Origin of the sequence: Nocardia macrotermitis, from assembly GCF_009604405.1 — a bacterium.
Taxonomy (GTDB): Bacteria; Actinomycetota; Actinomycetes; order Mycobacteriales; family Mycobacteriaceae; genus Nocardia; species Nocardia macrotermitis.
This window is the reverse complement of record NZ_WEGK01000008.1, coordinates 1-14765: the sequence shown is the minus strand read 5'-3', so window position 1 is coordinate 14765 and position 14765 is coordinate 1. Positions and strand designations below refer to the sequence as shown.

15 protein-coding genes are annotated in these 14765 nt (G+C 67.2%); 6 read left to right on the top strand and 9 right to left on the bottom strand.

Features of this window, described 5'->3' with window-relative positions; genetic code table 11:
• Positions 1-16 precede the first annotated feature (16 nt).
• The 3 genes from NRB20_RS19310 to NRB20_RS19300 form a co-directional block, all read right to left on the bottom strand.
• Complete coding sequence (locus tag NRB20_RS19310; RefSeq protein ID WP_153411573.1) at positions 17-1309, bottom strand: heavy-metal-associated domain-containing protein; 1293 nt, start codon at positions 1307-1309, stop codon at positions 17-19.
• Positions 1306-2496 carry an aminotransferase class V-fold PLP-dependent enzyme gene (locus NRB20_RS19305; RefSeq protein ID WP_319945126.1) on the bottom strand — a complete coding sequence of 397 codons (1191 nt, stop codon included), beginning with the start codon at positions 2494-2496 and terminating at the stop codon, positions 1306-1308. The genes NRB20_RS19310 and NRB20_RS19305 overlap by 4 nt, the downstream gene beginning before the upstream one ends.
• 281 nt (positions 2497-2777) lie before the next feature.
• Positions 2778-3305, bottom strand: coding sequence for a DUF2599 domain-containing protein (locus tag NRB20_RS19300; protein WP_153411571.1), 528 nt, complete (start codon positions 3303-3305; stop codon positions 2778-2780).
• Positions 3306-3433: 128 nt separating this feature from the next.
• On the opposite strand from NRB20_RS19300, the gene NRB20_RS19295 reads away from it, so the two are divergent.
• Positions 3434-4519, top strand: coding sequence for a TerD family protein (locus NRB20_RS19295; protein WP_194289925.1), 1086 nt, complete (start codon positions 3434-3436; stop codon positions 4517-4519).
• 16 nt (positions 4520-4535) lie between these two features.
• Here the strand turns inward: NRB20_RS19295 and NRB20_RS19290 are convergent, their stop codons facing one another.
• A complete protein-coding gene (locus NRB20_RS19290; RefSeq protein WP_153411569.1) occupies positions 4536-6257 on the bottom strand; it encodes a GMC oxidoreductase in 1722 nt (573 codons plus the stop codon).
• Positions 6258-6421: 164 nt separating this feature from the next.
• Here NRB20_RS19290 and lexA point away from each other — a divergent pair, with 164 nt between their 5' ends.
• Together lexA and NRB20_RS19280 are read left to right on the top strand one after the other, a co-directional pair.
• Positions 6422-7078 (top strand): transcriptional repressor LexA, encoded by a 657-nt coding sequence (gene lexA / locus NRB20_RS19285; RefSeq protein ID WP_319945125.1) that lies wholly within the window; start codon positions 6422-6424, stop codon positions 7076-7078.
• Between the two features lie 111 nt (positions 7079-7189).
• Positions 7190-8251 carry an alpha/beta hydrolase gene (locus NRB20_RS19280; protein WP_153411567.1) on the top strand — a complete coding sequence of 354 codons (1062 nt, stop codon included), beginning with the start codon at positions 7190-7192 and terminating at the stop codon, positions 8249-8251.
• Between the two features lie 52 nt (positions 8252-8303).
• Here the strand turns inward: NRB20_RS19280 and NRB20_RS19275 are convergent, their stop codons facing one another.
• Both NRB20_RS19275 and NRB20_RS19270 read right to left on the bottom strand, forming a co-directional pair.
• Positions 8304-9626, bottom strand: coding sequence for a family 1 glycosylhydrolase (locus NRB20_RS19275; RefSeq protein ID WP_153411566.1), 1323 nt, complete (start codon positions 9624-9626; stop codon positions 8304-8306).
• A 154-nt stretch (positions 9627-9780) separates the two neighbouring features.
• A complete protein-coding gene (locus NRB20_RS19270) occupies positions 9781-11802 on the bottom strand; it encodes an ArnT family glycosyltransferase (RefSeq protein ID WP_319945124.1) in 2022 nt (673 codons plus the stop codon).
• Positions 11803-12017: 215 nt separating this feature from the next.
• Between NRB20_RS19270 and NRB20_RS19265 the strand changes: the two genes are divergently transcribed.
• The 3 genes from NRB20_RS19265 to NRB20_RS19255 all read left to right on the top strand — a co-directional run bounded on the left by NRB20_RS19265 (position 12018) and on the right by NRB20_RS19255 (position 13608).
• Entirely contained in the window at positions 12018-12374 is a 357-nt protein-coding gene (locus NRB20_RS19265) for a hypothetical protein (RefSeq protein ID WP_153411565.1), read from the top strand.
• A 131-nt stretch (positions 12375-12505) separates the two neighbouring features.
• Positions 12506-13162, top strand: coding sequence for a hypothetical protein (locus NRB20_RS19260; protein WP_153411564.1), 657 nt, complete (start codon positions 12506-12508; stop codon positions 13160-13162).
• Positions 13163-13296: 134 nt separating this feature from the next.
• A complete protein-coding gene (locus tag NRB20_RS19255; protein WP_153411563.1) occupies positions 13297-13608 on the top strand; it encodes an EthD family reductase in 312 nt (103 codons plus the stop codon).
• Between the two features lie 98 nt (positions 13609-13706).
• On the opposite strand, the gene NRB20_RS19250 is transcribed toward NRB20_RS19255, so the two are convergent.
• The 3 genes from NRB20_RS19250 to NRB20_RS19240 are packed head-to-tail and all read right to left on the bottom strand — an operon-like array spanning position 13707 to position 14637.
• A complete protein-coding gene (locus NRB20_RS19250; RefSeq protein ID WP_319945123.1) occupies positions 13707-13919 on the bottom strand; it encodes a DUF397 domain-containing protein in 213 nt (70 codons plus the stop codon).
• A 35-nt stretch (positions 13920-13954) separates the two neighbouring features.
• The gene (locus tag NRB20_RS19245; RefSeq protein ID WP_153411562.1) at positions 13955-14167 is read right to left on the bottom strand and encodes a DUF397 domain-containing protein; all 213 of its coding nucleotides are present in this window, start codon (positions 14165-14167) and stop codon (positions 13955-13957) included.
• The gene (locus NRB20_RS19240; RefSeq protein ID WP_153411561.1) at positions 14164-14637 is read right to left on the bottom strand and encodes a DUF5753 domain-containing protein; all 474 of its coding nucleotides are present in this window, start codon (positions 14635-14637) and stop codon (positions 14164-14166) included. The genes NRB20_RS19245 and NRB20_RS19240 overlap by 4 nt, the downstream gene beginning before the upstream one ends.
• Between the last annotated feature and the right edge of the window lie 128 nt (positions 14638-14765).

Below are 14765 nucleotides of genomic sequence, written 5' to 3'. Positions count from 1 at the left end.
GAGGACGGAACCGTCCTCATCGGGCGATCTCGGGTCGTGCGGCAGCGATTTCGGATGTCGCCGCCGCGACATGGGCGGGCGCGGCGAGCGCCGGGTTGTATCCGCTGTCCCGCAACGCCTCGAACGCTCGATGCCGATTACGCGGACTCCGGAACTCCGCCACCACCCGCTTACTGATCAGATCGATATCGTGCACCCGGATCCGCATCGACTCCAGCACCCCGGTGATGGTGCGCACGCAATGCTTGCAGTTCATATCCGGCACGTGGAACACCTGATTCTCCGCGTCGAGCGCCCCGTCGTCGTGCACGGTGTCATCGGCGACCTCGGCGATGCGCAACCGCGGCACGATCGCGGTGAACAACTCCACGAACCCGTCCACCACCATCGGCAACACGCTGTAGTGCTCACCGTCGAGCCGATGCGGCATCGCGGCCAGACACGCCGGACGGGTGCCCGGTGGCAGCAGCGCGTACTGACGCGAGATCAGATCCAGCTCGTCGTGGTACTTCTCGATCGCCGCGGACACCGACAAACCCTCGGTGGTGGTGGCGCGGCGCATGACCGCGTGCGCGTCGGCGATGGTGGCGTCCTTCATCGCGCGCAGCGTGGCCACGGTGTCGGCGGTGTAGCGGACGGTGCCGTCGGGCTGCGCGGCGAAACTCACCGGAATCATCCCGCGTCGATACGTCGAGGCCTGCAACTCCCAGTACCAGCGCGTGGCCACCGCCCCGAAAACACCCGAATCGCGCATCCCGCAGGCGAATCCGACCGGTGTGCGATACGAGGTGAGGTGCGCGAGCAGCGCGTGCTGCGCCAGCGCCCGCCCGGTCGCCTCGATACCGACCCGGAAGACATCGATCGGATCGTGATCGGTGGTGGTGCCCTCGAGAACCTTGCGATCGGATTGCGGCAGCGCCGAAATACGTTCGGCGAGTGCGGAATCGACCTCCAGCGCCCGCCACAGCGCCAGTACCGCCTCGCGGGTGGCGATCGGCACGATCGGCCCGAGCCCGTCGCCGCGCACATGCCCGGTATTGGGGATGCCGTCGCTGTCGGTCCAGGTGATGCGATGGGAGGCGCTGGTGACCTGATCGGGACGACACGGCCGCATGAACCGCTCCAGATACATCCGCTGCGAGAGCGTCAGATGACCGTCCGGTTCGGGCCGCATCACCGTACGGGTGTACTCGATCCGCGTCGCGCCCACCGGTGGCAGCCGATCGAAAAGGCCCGGCCGGGCCAGTGTCGCGAGCACGCGTGCGGCCGCACGCCGATCGTAACGCGGGTGTGGCGGGCTGAGAGTCATGGTCCGACCTCCCTGGCGATCTCGGCGAGATATCCGACGAATCGGTCGATATCGTCGGCGGTGGTGTAGATGTGCGTGCTGACCCGGACCGAATCCGCGTCGTCCCGGCCATCGGCGGGCGGTACGCAGTGCGCGCCGGTGCGAACCAGGAACCCGGCCTCGGCCAGCACGAACCCCAGATCCGTGGAACCGATCCCGGCGAGAGTGAACGACACTGTGCCGTAACCGATCTCGCACGGCGCGTGCGCGGGGCCCGGGGTGAACTCGAGTCCGGGCAGCGGGCGCAGGCCGTCGATGAGCCGCCGCGTCAGCACCCGATTGTGCTCGGCGACGAGCTCGACACCGATCCGCTCGAGGACCTCGAGCGCCGCCCCCAGGGCCAGGATGCCGGGAATATTGTGCGTGCCACCCTCGAGCCGCTCGGGCATCGCGGCATACGCCAGACCCGAATCATCCGGTGCCACACCGGAATTCCCGCCGGGCAGGAACGGCACCAGCTGCTCGTGCACGCGCCGAGCGCAATAGAGCACACCGGTGCCGGGCGCACCGAACATCTTGTGCGCGGACAACACCGCGAAATCCGCGCGCAACTCGGTGACATCGATCGGCACATGCCCGCCGCTCTGACTGCAATCGAAACACAGCAGCACCCCCGGATCGAGCCGATCCCGCACCTCTTCCAGGGTGTTCACCGCACCGAACACATGATGCAGGTGACTCACCGTGATCAGCCGCGTCCGGGGCGACAACCGATCCGCGATATCGGCGGTATCGGCCTCACCGAGCGCGGTGACCCGATAGGGGACCAGCCGGATCCGGTGACCGAACCGCGCCAGGGTGTCCCGCAGATGCAACCACGGATACACGTTCGAGGCGTGATCGCGTGGGCTGTACAGGATTTCGTCACCGTCGCGCAGATTCGCCAGCCCCCAGCTCAACGCCACCGCGTTCAGGCCCGCCGTCGCCCCCGGGGTGAAGACGATCTCCTGCGGCGCGGCGCCCAGCAGCGTCGCGGTGCGTTCACGCACGTCGGCGATGGTGCGGGTCAGCGTCGTGGCCCACGGATAACTGCCGCGCCCGGCATTGGCGGTGCGCTCGCGCAGATACCCCTCGACCGCCGCGATCACCGGCGCGGGCTTCTGCGTGGTCGAGGCGCTGTCCAGATAGATCTGCGGCGACGCGGCCACCGCGGGGAACAATCGGCGCACCGCCGCCGGTGAGATCGGTTCCGGCGGTGGGGTTATCGGCCCGGACCCGGGCGGGTTCGGCGCGGGAGCCCGGACCGCCGGATGCGGAGCGGGGACAGACCCGGATACAGCTGACCGCAAACGCGACGCTCCCTTCGGCTCGTACGCTCCGACCCGTTCAACGATACGCACATTCGGCGAGTTGTTCGAAGAGTGTCGCCGACAACGACTTTCGCGGCCGCAATCGGTGCAGGATACCCGGTCACTTACCGGCTACCGGATCACTTGCCCGCCGGATCGGGGCCGCCCGGATTGCACAGCGCCTGCACGGTCGCGTCGTACCCGACCGCGGGCCGCCACGGTTCGAGGTTCCAGCTCGGCTTGTTCGGCGAGACCAGTCGCGCCCACTGCCAATGGCATTCGAACTGGTCGTACATGCCCGGGGTGTTGGCCTCGGGCGCGTCCTTCAACACCTCACCCCAGGCGCGGTTCAGCGCGGCCGGGAACCAGTCCTCCCGGCCCGCGGTCGTGGGATAGACGTGCAGGCGGCGGCCGTCGGTGTCCTCGGTCCACTGCGTGTGATCGATGAGCGGGCTGTTCGGAAACGGATCGGTGGTCGGAGCGCTCGCGGTCGTGGTCGCGGCCGCGGAGCTGGCCGGATGCGTGGTGGCCGGGGCCGCGGTGGACGGGGCGGGCGCGACGGTGCCGACCGCGACCGGCGCGGATTCGTCGGCCGCGCCGCAACCACTGGCCGCCAACGCCGCCAGCGCCAGTATCGACACCAGCGGCCGGGTGATCACACACCTCATCCAAGGCCCCCTTCGCAAGTTCCGTCCCGCCCGCAACCGTACCGCGTGCGATCGCGCGCACCGGTGGCGGCCGATCGGGCACGCCCGTCCTGCCCGACATGTCCGTGCCCTGGACGTACCATGGTCGGGTGGCCGCACAGCTGACCAAGGGACAGATCGACCATCTGACAGTCGGGGATCTCACCGTATCCGTACAACACAGCGAGCCGATCGATGTCTCGGCGCTGCTGTTGAATTCGGCCGGGCGGGTCCGCGGCGAACGCGATCTGATCTTCTTCAACCAGAACTCCGGACCCGGCATTCGCCTGGCGGACGGGCAGATTCCGGGTGTGTCGATCGAATTGCGCGCGCTGCCACGGGATGTCGAACACGTCCGGGTGATCGTGAACCTCGCCGATCAGCAGGCGCACTTCGGCGATTTCGAGGCGCCGGTGCTGCGCGTGGCGGGACCGGGCGGAAAACCGTTGTACGAGTACGTCGTCGACGGTCTGGGCCGGGCGGGCGTGGTGGTGGCCCTGGACCTGGACCGGGTCGGCGGGGCCTGGCAGCTGCGGATGATCGGCGAGGGCTACGACGCCGGATTCGACGCGCTGGTGACCGGGCACGGCGTGCGCGTCAGCGGTCCGGGCGAACAGGATCCGGGCTATCGCGGCCCCGCCGAACTGGCCCCGGGCCAGGAGGTGTCCCTGCACAACGTCCGCAGCGGCGACCTGACCCTGGTGAAGATGGCGCTGGGCTGGGACCCGGTGCGCGGGCGCGGATTACGCAAGGTCGAGGTCGATCTCGATGCCTCAGCTCTGATGTTCGCCGGCGACCGCGTGGTCGACGGCGCCAACTTCCACCAGCTGGCCTCCCTCAGCGGCGCGGCCCGGCACTCGGGTGACAACGTCGACGGCAGCGGCGCGGGTGACGACGAGATCATCACCGTGAATCTGGGACAGCTGCCCCGGCATGTCACCGCGGTGGTGTTCGTGGTGACCTCCTACAAGGGCCACACCTTCGAACGCGTCCGCGAGGCATTCTGGCGGATGGACGACGGCGTTGCGGGCATGCAGCTCGCGCGCGGCAACCTGCGGGCCGGTGGCGCGCACACCGGCATGATCGTCGCGAAGGTCTACCGCGACGGCAGCACCTGGCGGATGGCCTCGATCGGCGCCCCGATCCAGGCCACGCACCCCGTCGAGGCGATCCCGCAGATCCTGCCGTACCTCTAGTCCGGTATCGGCGCGCTCAGGCGCTGTCGCGGCCGGTGATCTGCACGATCGGCAGCACCAGCGCCGCGGGAGCCGACGCGGGCACCACCGGATTGTGCGGTGCGACAGGGGAAATGCGGCGATAGCCCGCGCTCTGCTCGGGCCGGGAGTCCTGCTCACCCTTGTTCGGCCACAGCGCCGCGGCCCGCTCGGCCTGGGCGGTGATGGTCAGCGACGGATTCACCCCGAGATTCGCCGACACCGACGCACCGTCCACCACACTCAACGTCGGATAGCCGTACACCCGGTGATACGGATCGATCACCCCGTGCTCGGCATCGGAACCGATCGGCGCGCCACCCAGGAAGTGCGCGGTCAACGGAATATTGAACACCTCACCCCAACTGCCCCCGGCGATCCCGCCGATGGTGTCCGCGACCTTGCGCGTCACCTCGTTACCGGCCGGGATCCAGGTCGGATTCGGTTGTCCGTGGCCCTGTTTGGAGCTCATCGTGCGCTGCCCGAACAGCCCGCGCTTGGTGTAGGTGGTGATCGAATTGTCCAGGTTCTGCATGACCAGCGAGATGATGGTGCGCTCACTCCAGTTCCGGACCGTCAGCATCGAGATCAGCCGCACCGGATGCTTGAGTACCTCGAGCACGAAACGCAGCCACCGCGGAATCCGGCCGCCACCGTCGACCATCAGCGTCTGCAACAGCCCCATCGCATTGGATCCCTTGCCGTACCGCACCGGCTCGACATGCGTATCGGCGGTCGGATGGATCGAGGAGGTGATCGCCACACCCCGGGTGAAATCGCGATCCGGATCCACCTTGCGGGTGGCCGCGCCCACGATCGACTCGGAATTGGTCCGGGTCAGCTGACCCAGCCGCGGCGAGAGCGCGGGCAGAATTCCCTTGTCCCGCATGGCGAACAACAGCTGCTGGGTGCCCCGGGTCCCGGCCGCGAGCACCACGTGCGAGGCGGTCAGCGTGTGCGGCGACCTGCGGAACCACGCCCCGGTCCGCTCGGTGCCGACCTCCCAGGAGCCGTCCGGCAGCGGCCGCACCGCGGTCACCGTGGTCAGCGGAAACACCTGCGCCCCAGCCTGTTCGGCGAGATACAGATAATTCTTGACCAGTGTGTTCTTCGCCCCGTGGCGGCACCCGGTCATACATTCCCCGCATTCGGTGCATCCGGTGCGCTCGGGCCCCGCGCCACCGAAATACGGGTCCGCGACGGTCTTTCCGGGCTCCCCGAAGAACACCCCGACCGGCGTCTGCACGAAGGTGTCACCGAAACCCATCTCGTCGGCGACCTGTTTGAACACCTCGTCCGCGGGGGTCATGTGCGGGTTCTGCACCACGCCGAGCATCTTGCGGGCCTGCTCGTAGTAGGGGGTCAGCTCGGACTGCCAGTCGGTGATATCGCGCCACTGCGGATCGGCGAAGAACGGCGCGGGCGGAACATACAGGGTGTTGGCGTAGTTGAGCGAACCGCCACCCACCCCCGCGCCGCCCAGGATCAGCACATCGCGCAGCAGATGGATGCGCTGAATCCCCAGGCAGCCGAGTTTGGGCGCCCAGATGAACTTGCGCAGATCCCAGCTGGTCTCGGGTAGCTCGTCGTCGGCGAACCGCCGCCCGGCCTCCAACACCCCGACCCGGTAACCCTTTTCGACCAGCCGTAACGCCGTGACACTACCGCCGAATCCGGAGCCGACGATCAATACGTCGAAATCGGTGTCCCGCTGGCTCATGGTCCTGCTCCTCGCGTGCCGTCTCCTGTGACCGCGCTAACGTTACTACTCGGTAAGTTCGGTGGACGCGGCAAGTCCGCACCCTCGTTCGCACTCACAACGCGCGGTGGTTCGCGGCCGGGGCGCGACACGCGAGCACGGCGCTGCCACATAGGATTTCCCGCGTGACCGGATACGACGACGCCTTCGAGCACCTCGACACCTCGACCCTGCCGCCCCGCCAACAGCGGATCCTGACGGCGATCCGGGATTCGGTGGTGCGGCACGGCTATCCGCCCAGCACCCGCGAGATCGGCCACGCCGTCGGCCTGCGGTCCACCTCGACGGTCTCGCGGCATCTGAAAGCGTTGGAGGACAAGGGTTTCCTGCGCCGCAGCGAATCGGTGACGCGCCCGATCGACGTGCGGCTGTTCCTGCGCTCGACCACCTCGCCCGAACGCGACGAGCACGCCGTGGAGGTTCCGGTGGTCGGCGATATCGCGGCCGGCGCCCCGATCCTGGCGCAGGAGCACGCCGAGGACACCCTCACCCTGTCCCGGCAGCTCGTCGGGCGTGGCACGGTGTTCGGCCTGCGGGTGCGGGGCGATTCGATGATCGATGCCGCGATCTGCGACGGCGACATCGTCGTGGTGCGCCGTCAGCCCGACGCGCAGACCGGGGAGATCGTCGCGGCCATGATCGACGGCGAGGCCACGGTGAAGGTGTTCCGGCGACGTAACGGCCACGTCTATCTGGAACCGCGCAATCCGGCCTATTCGGTCATCGACGGTGACGAGGCCGTGGTGCTGGGCAAGGTCGTCTCGGTGATGCGGCGGATGTGACGCCGCACAATCTGAAACATGTGTGGTTCGTCGAACGATAGGCCGTCGACTACAGTTCCGGGCGTCCTGTCGTCCGGGGCATCGCTTCGGAAGTCTGTAACGGAGGTGCGCATGAGGCGCGGGATTCGGATCGCAACGGCTGCCGCGGTGGCCCTGTTCGCGGGGTTGTCGACCGTGGTCGCGGCAGGCCCCGCCGCCGCGTCCGGCGATCCGCTGATCACCTCGAAGGCCCCGCTGGCCCACCCGGTGTCCGCGGACGGTTCCACACTCGCCGGATTCGGCGTCGTGGATGCCACGCACCTGAAACTCAGCGTGTTCTCCGCGGCGATGAACAAGCCCGTCATCGTGGAGGTGCAGCGCCCGGCCGACACCTCCGCACCGCGGCCGACGCTGTATCTGCTCAACGGCGCGGGCGGCGGCGAGGACAGCGCCAGCTGGGACGCCCAGGCCCCCGAGGCGCTGAAGTTCCTGGCGAGCAAGAACGTCAACGTGGTCGAGCCGATCGGCGGCGCGTGGAGCTACTACGCCGACTGGCGCAAACCGGATCCGACCCTGGGCGTCAACAAGTGGAAGACCTTCCTGACCCAGGAGCTGCCGCCGATCATCGACGGCGCGCTGGGCACCACCGGCGTGAACGCGATCGCCGGGCTGTCCACCTCGGGCACCTCGGTGCTGGCCCTGGCTATCGCGAAGCCGGGACTGTACAAGTCGGTCGCGGCCTACAGCGGCTGCGCGCAGATCAGTGACCCGATCGGCTACCGGTTCGTCAACATGGCCACCGAGGTCTGGGGCGGCGGTAACACCCTGAACATGTACGGACCGGAGAACGACCCGATGTGGGCGGCCAACGACCCGTACGTGCACGCCGATCAGCTGCGCGGGCTGAACCTGTTCATCTCCAGCGGTTCCGGGCTGCCCGGTAAGTACGACACGCTCAACGGCCGCTACGCGCTGCCGGGTCTGTACGGGCTGGGCAACCAGCTGATCATCGGTGGCGTCATCGAGGCCGCGGTCAACGGATGCAGCCACAACCTGCAAGCCAAGCTGAACAAGCTCGGTATCCCGGCCACCTACGACTTCACCGCGACCGGCACCCACTCGTGGGGTTACTGGCACGACGACCTGCTGCGTTCGTGGCCGGTGCTGGCCAAGGGCCTGGGTCTGCCCGCCTGAGTCTCCGCGCCCGAACGCCCCGTCGCACGTGCGCGGCGGGGCGTTCGTCGTGTCAGACCACGACCGGTTTGCTGCAGCTGTCCGGCGGATCGACTTTCGAGCAGGCCAGGGGAGCGCGGGTCGGGCGATAGTTCGCGGGCACCCCACCGGCCCGGGTGATGTCCCGATACACCGCGACCGCGTCGGTGGGCTTGCGGGTCAGGCTCGGATCGGTGGTCACATCGACGGTGTAGAGGCCGAAACGTGGTGTGTAACTGCCCCATTCGTAATTGTCGGTCAGACTCCAGTAGTTGTATCCGAGCAGGTTCATCCCGTCCGCCTTCGCCCGTTGCAGCCAGTAGACGGTGTCGCGCAGATGATCCGCGCGGGTGTACCCGTCGGGGCGGGGCTTGCCGTTCTCGGTCGGCATCCCGTTCTCCACCACGTACAGCGGTTTGCCCGGAAAAAGCTTGGCGTAGTGCCGGAGTGCGTAATAGATGCCCTCGGTTTGCAGGGGCAACTGCCACATTCCGGGCGCACCCGCCGAACTGCCCGCGGCCGTGGTGCCCGGATCCGGGCCGAAATAGTAGTCCACGCCCAGGAAGTCGAGTTTGTTCGCGACCTTGTCGACGAAGGGCTGATTCACCGAGGTCTCCGCGCCCGGCACGAAACCCAGATTGCTGGTCACCATCGCGTCGGCGTGGGCGTGGTGGATGTGGTCGTAGATCTCATTGTGCGCCTGGGCGAGTCGATCACGCATGGTGGTCGCCGCGCTCTGCGGCAGCGCGCCGATGCGCAGTTCGGTGCCGATGTAGGCGATCGGTTCGTTGATCGTCACCCACAGCGGATTGCGGGATGCGTAGCGGTCCACCATCTTTCGGGCATTGGTCAGCCAGTCGCGGACCATGTCCGGATGCTGCCAGCCGCCGCGCGCCGCGGCCCAGCCCGGATACACCCAGTGGTCCAGGGTGAGCATCGGGCGCATACCCGCGCGCACGATCGCGTCCACGATGCCGTCGTAGGCGATCAGCGCCGCATCGTCCCAACTGCCCGGATTCGGTTGCACCCGTGCCCATTCGATGCTGATCCGATAGACCTTGACGCCCAGTTGCGCGGCATGGGTGACGTCATCGGCGTAGTAGTCCCAGAACCGCACCGCCTCGAGACACGGATCGGCCTTGCCCGCACCGATGTAACGGGTCCAATTGCTGTCCGCCGCATGGCCTTCGGTCTGGAAACCCGAGGACGACACGCCCCACAGGAATCCGTCGCCGAGTGGCGGTACCCCGCCCGAGGGGGCCGGTGGCGGGGCGGCCGAGGCCGGTCCGGGCACGAACACGGCCGCCGCGGCGGCAGCACCGGCGGCGAGGATCCGCCGACGACTCGACTGTCCCATCGAGCAAGCGTAGCTGTGCGGTAGCTGAAAATCGGCGCAGTGACGTGCGTGTCGTCGGCGAAGGGCTCCGCGGATCGATCACTCACTGAGCCGCCCGCCGCACCGGATCATGCTCGTCGCTGCGGCGGGCGGCTCCTTCGAGGTGTGGGATCGCTCAGTGCGGCGCGGCGGACAGGTCGAACATGACCAGCCCGTCCATCCGCTCGGGCGTGTAATGCGCCGACACCCAGTTGAAGATGTCGGTATTGCCCACCGGGTGCCACAGTGCCGCAGCCGGATCCTGCTGGGCGGCAGGCTGATCCGGGGTGGACTGCGGGTGCGCGGGCTTCTTGCGCCACGAGTCCGGCAGCTTCACCTCCGGCGCGATGTAGTAGGTGACCTGGTGGGTGCGGACCAGGTCCCGGAACTGCGCCAGGGTCGGTGCCGGGTCCTCGGAGGTGAATCCGCCGATCGCGATCACCGATGTGCGACTGGACAATTCGAGCCCGGCGGCCGGGCCGGAGCGTTCGGTGGCCGCGGACCACCTGGTGGTGGTGTGCCGCAACTTGTCGATCAGCTGCGGCGGGTAGTCGTCCCCGCCCATGAACATGCCGAACGCGTGCCGCATCTGCGCGAACGCCGGCGGCAACTCGTCCTTGTGCGCGGGACCGACCGAGGGGCTACCGCCGGTATGGGCCTCGGGCAACGTGGCCGCGGCGTAGGCGGTCGAACCGCCCAGCGCGGCGATCATTCCGACGGTGACCAGGACGGTGGTGACGCGTCGGGACGTCCGGCGCGACAGCGCCGGAATCGTAGTGAGCGCCAGACCCGCGGCGGCCAGCACGGTCACGACCAGGATCGTCCACCGCAACCACGGCTGCCACTCCGAATTACGGTGCAGCAGCACGAATCCCCACACACCACCGGCCAGAACCAGTGCGGCCGAACCCAACCGGCCCAGGATGCCGTCCCGTCGCCGCCACATCTCCAGCACACCGAGCGCGAGCGTGCCCACGATGGCCGGTGCGATGGCCAGGGTGTAATAGGCGTGCATGCCGCCCTGCATCCCAGCGAACGCTGCGCCGTCGATCAACAGCCACAACCCGAACGTCAGCGCCGCGCCCCGCACCAGATCGGTGCGCGGGGCCCGGCCGCGCGAGATCAGCACCAGCACGAACGCCAGGATCGCCGCGGGCAGCAGCCAGGAGATCTCGAAACCGATCTCACCGGTGAACAGCCGCTCCACCCCGTTGCCACCGCCGAACGGACCACCGCCGTGGAAGTGCGGGAACTCGTACCCGGCGGGCATCTCGAGCATCTTGCGCCCCATGTGGTTATGGCCCAGATACCGCGCGAAACCGTTGTAGCCCAGGACCAGATCCATGAACGTGTTGTTCGTCGACCCCGCCAGATACGGGCGCGAATCCGCAGGCCACAGAATCGTCAGCAGCACATACCAACCCGCGGAGACCACCAGCGCGACCGCGGCGGCCAGCAGATGCCCGATCCGCCGCCCGAACCCGGTCGGCGCCACCACCAGATAAGCCAGCCCGAGGGCGGGCAACACCATCAGCCCTTCGAGCATCTTGGCCAGGAACGCGAACCCGAGCGCGACCCCGGCCAGGATCAGCCAGCGCATACTCGCCACGCGCAGCGAACGGATCGTGCAGTACGCCGCCGCGGTCATCAACAGCACCATCACCGCGTCGGGATTGTTGAACCGGAACATCATCGTCACGACCGGCGTCACCGCGAGCATCGCACCCGCGAGCAGACCCGCACCCCGGCTGTCCGTCGCACGGGTGATCGCGCCGTACATCAGCGCGACCGCCGCCACGGCCATCAGCGCCTCGGGCACCAGCATGCTCGCACTGCCGAACCCGAACAGCTGCCCCGAGAGCCCCATCACCCACTGCGACACCGGCGGTTTGTCGACGGTGATGAAGTTGCCCGGGTCCAGCGAGCCGAACAGCAGCGCCTTCCAATCCCGTGCCCCCGCCCACGCCGACGCCGCATAGAAACTGTTGCCCATGCCGTTGACGGTGATGTTCCACAGATAGGCCACGGCCGTCCCGAGCAACAACACCACCAGCGCGATCCGCTCCCAGCGGCGCGCGGGCCCCAGGCCCGGATTGCGTTCGACCAGCGGGGGAGGGGTGGATTCGGACACGGCGGTATCGGTAGAGGTCGCTGTCACCGCGCAAGTCTGCCCCGAACATCGGTGAGAAGTCTGGCGTCCGGCTGTGAGAAGTCTGTGAAATCTAATGGAATATGTCGTTGATCAGATCGTCGCCCAGGCCGAACCCGCACCCATCGCCATCGCACCACCGAACGAGCTGCCCAGGAACCGGTGCAGCATCCCGCCGCCTATATTGACCGGCAAGCTGTTCCACCACTCCCGGAGGAGATCCGTTGCGCCGCACCCTGTTCACCGCATCCATCCTGACCGGCCTCGCCCTGACCCCCGGCCTGGCCGCCGCCCAGGGCCTGGGACAGGTCACCATCCAAGTGCAGGCATCGACCCTGGGCACCAACTTCCCGGTCACCGGCTTGACCACCACGGTCACCCCCTGCTCCGGCGGCAAACCGGTAGCCTCCGCCACCACCGGCCCGAAAGGCACCGCCACCGCCTTGGTCGGCCTGGGCTGCTACCGCGTCAAAGCCACCGCCGTCCCCGCCGGCTGCTCCCTCGACGGCAACCCCACCACTCAGGTCGTCGCCCTGCCCGGTTCCTCTCCCCGGGCCACCTACCACGTTCGGTGCGCCTGACGGATTCCGTTGCCGGGCAGCCGGATCCGCACCGGCGAGCGACGCCCGAACCGGTCGCCGTCGGTGCTCGTTCGGCAGTAGTGTGTCCTGCGGATGACGATGACCGGCATCGCCGGGTGACGGGGGCTCGAATGGATTCCGACGACCACACCGAGATCTACGAGGTGGCGCTACCCGTCCGAATCCGACCGGATTTCGAGCCCTCGGCGGTGACGGAATTCCACGAAGACGGCTTCGTCATGGAACTGACCACCACCCTGCCCGACGTGTGCAGCGAGCACGGATTACCGGCAATCGGCAAGTGCGTGAAGGATATTCGCTTCCGTCGAACCGAGGGCGGATGGGCACAACGCACAGCCATCACCCTACTCGGCGACGTGTCCCGAATGCTCGGACGCTGGGCCGTCAGCCTGGGCATGGGCTGGTCGAGCTGGACAACGCACCGCGACCCCGACGGCGTCCTGGAAGGCGTATGGCCGTTCTGCACGCACTGCGTACGCGTGGCACGAATGTATCGCTGGCTCGCCCACGCGGTAATCATTGCCGGAGTCGCTGTTTTCCTCACGGGGTGCGTGCTGGGTTTGATGGAGATCCGAAGCGTCCCGCTGGCGGCCGTGACATTCTTCTCGATAGTGTGTGGTCCGTACCTCGCGGCACTCGCCTACATCCGGTCGGGAACTTTGGTTCGCATTCAGCCGATCACCGACGCGACCACCGTGACATTGGACGCCGCCCCCGCGTTCGTCGCCGCATACGAACATGGCACGGCCGCTGGAAATCTCGGTTAGCCCGTCGTGCCGAGATCCGCAAGGTGCAGTCCCGCAATGCGCTTGATCTTGGTGTGGAGTCTGATCTACTGTCCGCCTCGCGTTGATCGCGCACTCCTGGTGTTGCGGTCGCCTGCCGCTGAACGGAGGTTGTCATGCACAAGCTGGTGGTTCTGTATCCCGAGCCCGCCGATCCCGACCACTTCCGCGACTACTACGTGAACACCCATCTCCCGCTGGTCGCGCGCATGCCCGGCCTGCTCGCGTACCGCTACAGCTTCGAGGTGGCGGCGACGCAGGGACAGACGCCGTACTTCGCGGTCTTCGAGGCCGATTTCGCTGACGTTGCGGCGATGACCGCGTCGAGGGAGTCTCCGCAGGGCCGCGAGGTGGGTGCCGATGTCGCCAACTACGCCACCGGCGGTGCGGTCGTCATCCACTATCCGGTGCAGAACGGCACCCTCTGAGCCTGGCCCGACTGAGGGCGACAGCCGAGAGCAAGCAAGTTGCGGTCTCGGCGCTTCTATGAGACGCACCGAGACCACAACCGATCTCGATGGGGGCGTTATGCGTTGTGCCCGTTGAGCTTTCCGCTTGTCACCCCGGCAGTGAACGCGTCCCACTCGTCAGCGTCGAACACCAGGGCTGGGCCCGACGGGTTCTTCGAGTCGCGAATACCGACGTGGGCTTTGGGCAGGTGTGCGACCTCGACGCACTCGCCACCGTCGTTACTGTAGGTGCTCTTGAACCAGCTTGCGGCGGATAATGTTGTGATCACGCTCCGTACTCCTCTGTGATCTCATGAGAGCGGCATTATGCGTTGTGCCGGTTGATATTTCCGTGCATCACGCTGGCGGTGAAGGCATCCCACTCGTCGGCAGTGAACACGAGGGCCGGGCCTGATGGGTCCTTCGAGTCGCGGATACCGATTTGCCGGGCCGGCAGGTGTGCGACCTCGACGCAGTCTCCACCGTCCTGGCTATGACTGCTCTTGAACCAGTGTGCGCTGGATAGTCTTTCGCTCATACGCCGTACTCCTCTGCGATCTCCAGTACCAGACGCCTGGTGTCCTCTTCACTCAACGCTACCGCGCGGATCCCCGTCACTGCTGCCCTGTGACGTTCGATCATGCCCTCGTCTTCGAGGAACAGCGCGCCCGTGAAACCCTCGACGAAGACCACCGGGGGCTCGGGTGATCGACTGGTATGCAAGGACCGAAATTCGAAGAGTGTGAACGACTGCGACACGAGACCGGAGTGAGGGCCCGCGCCGAACGGAATCACACGAATGGATACATTCTGAAGCCGTCCGAGGCTCGCGAGGTGGGTCAACTGTTCGTGTATCACTTCCCGGTTGCCGACGTGATGTCGCAAGGTTGCTTCCGATAACAGTACTTCCAGAAAGAATTCAGGATCTTCGGTGATCCTCTGCTGCCGCCGAGCGGTCAATTCCAGCTGTCGTTGCGTATGTTCCACTGATTTCATCGGGTCGGACATCTGTCCGTGGCCATGAGAAAGTCTCCACTGGTGGCCGGTTGTAGGTCCCCGCTGGTGGCCAGGTAGAAGTTCCCGTTTCCCCTTGCTTGTCGTGTCGATGCCCGGAGCTCGTGGCCTGGGCGGTGACG

Excerpts from the sequence above, each read along its gene's own strand:
- NRB20_RS19240 (WP_153411561.1), bottom strand. The coding sequence starts at position 14,637 with ATGTCCGACCCGATGAAATCAGTGGAACATACGCAACGACAGCTGGAA.
- NRB20_RS19290 (WP_153411569.1), bottom strand. The coding sequence starts at position 6,257 with ATGAGCCAGCGGGACACCGATTTCGACGTATTGATCGTCGGCTCCGGA.
- NRB20_RS19300 (WP_153411571.1), bottom strand. The coding sequence starts at position 3,305 with ATGAGGTGTGTGATCACCCGGCCGCTGGTGTCGATACTGGCGCTGGCG.
- NRB20_RS19260 (WP_153411564.1), top strand. The coding sequence starts at position 12,506 with ATGGATTCCGACGACCACACCGAGATCTACGAGGTGGCGCTACCCGTC.
- NRB20_RS19255 (WP_153411563.1), top strand. The coding sequence starts at position 13,297 with ATGCACAAGCTGGTGGTTCTGTATCCCGAGCCCGCCGATCCCGACCAC.
- NRB20_RS19310 (WP_153411573.1), bottom strand. The coding sequence starts at position 1,309 with ATGACTCTCAGCCCGCCACACCCGCGTTACGATCGGCGTGCGGCCGCA.
- NRB20_RS19245 (WP_153411562.1), bottom strand. The coding sequence starts at position 14,167 with ATGAGCGAAAGACTATCCAGCGCACACTGGTTCAAGAGCAGTCATAGC.
- NRB20_RS19275 (WP_153411566.1), bottom strand. The coding sequence starts at position 9,626 with ATGGGACAGTCGAGTCGTCGGCGGATCCTCGCCGCCGGTGCTGCCGCC.
- NRB20_RS19280 (WP_153411567.1), top strand. The coding sequence starts at position 7,190 with ATGAGGCGCGGGATTCGGATCGCAACGGCTGCCGCGGTGGCCCTGTTC.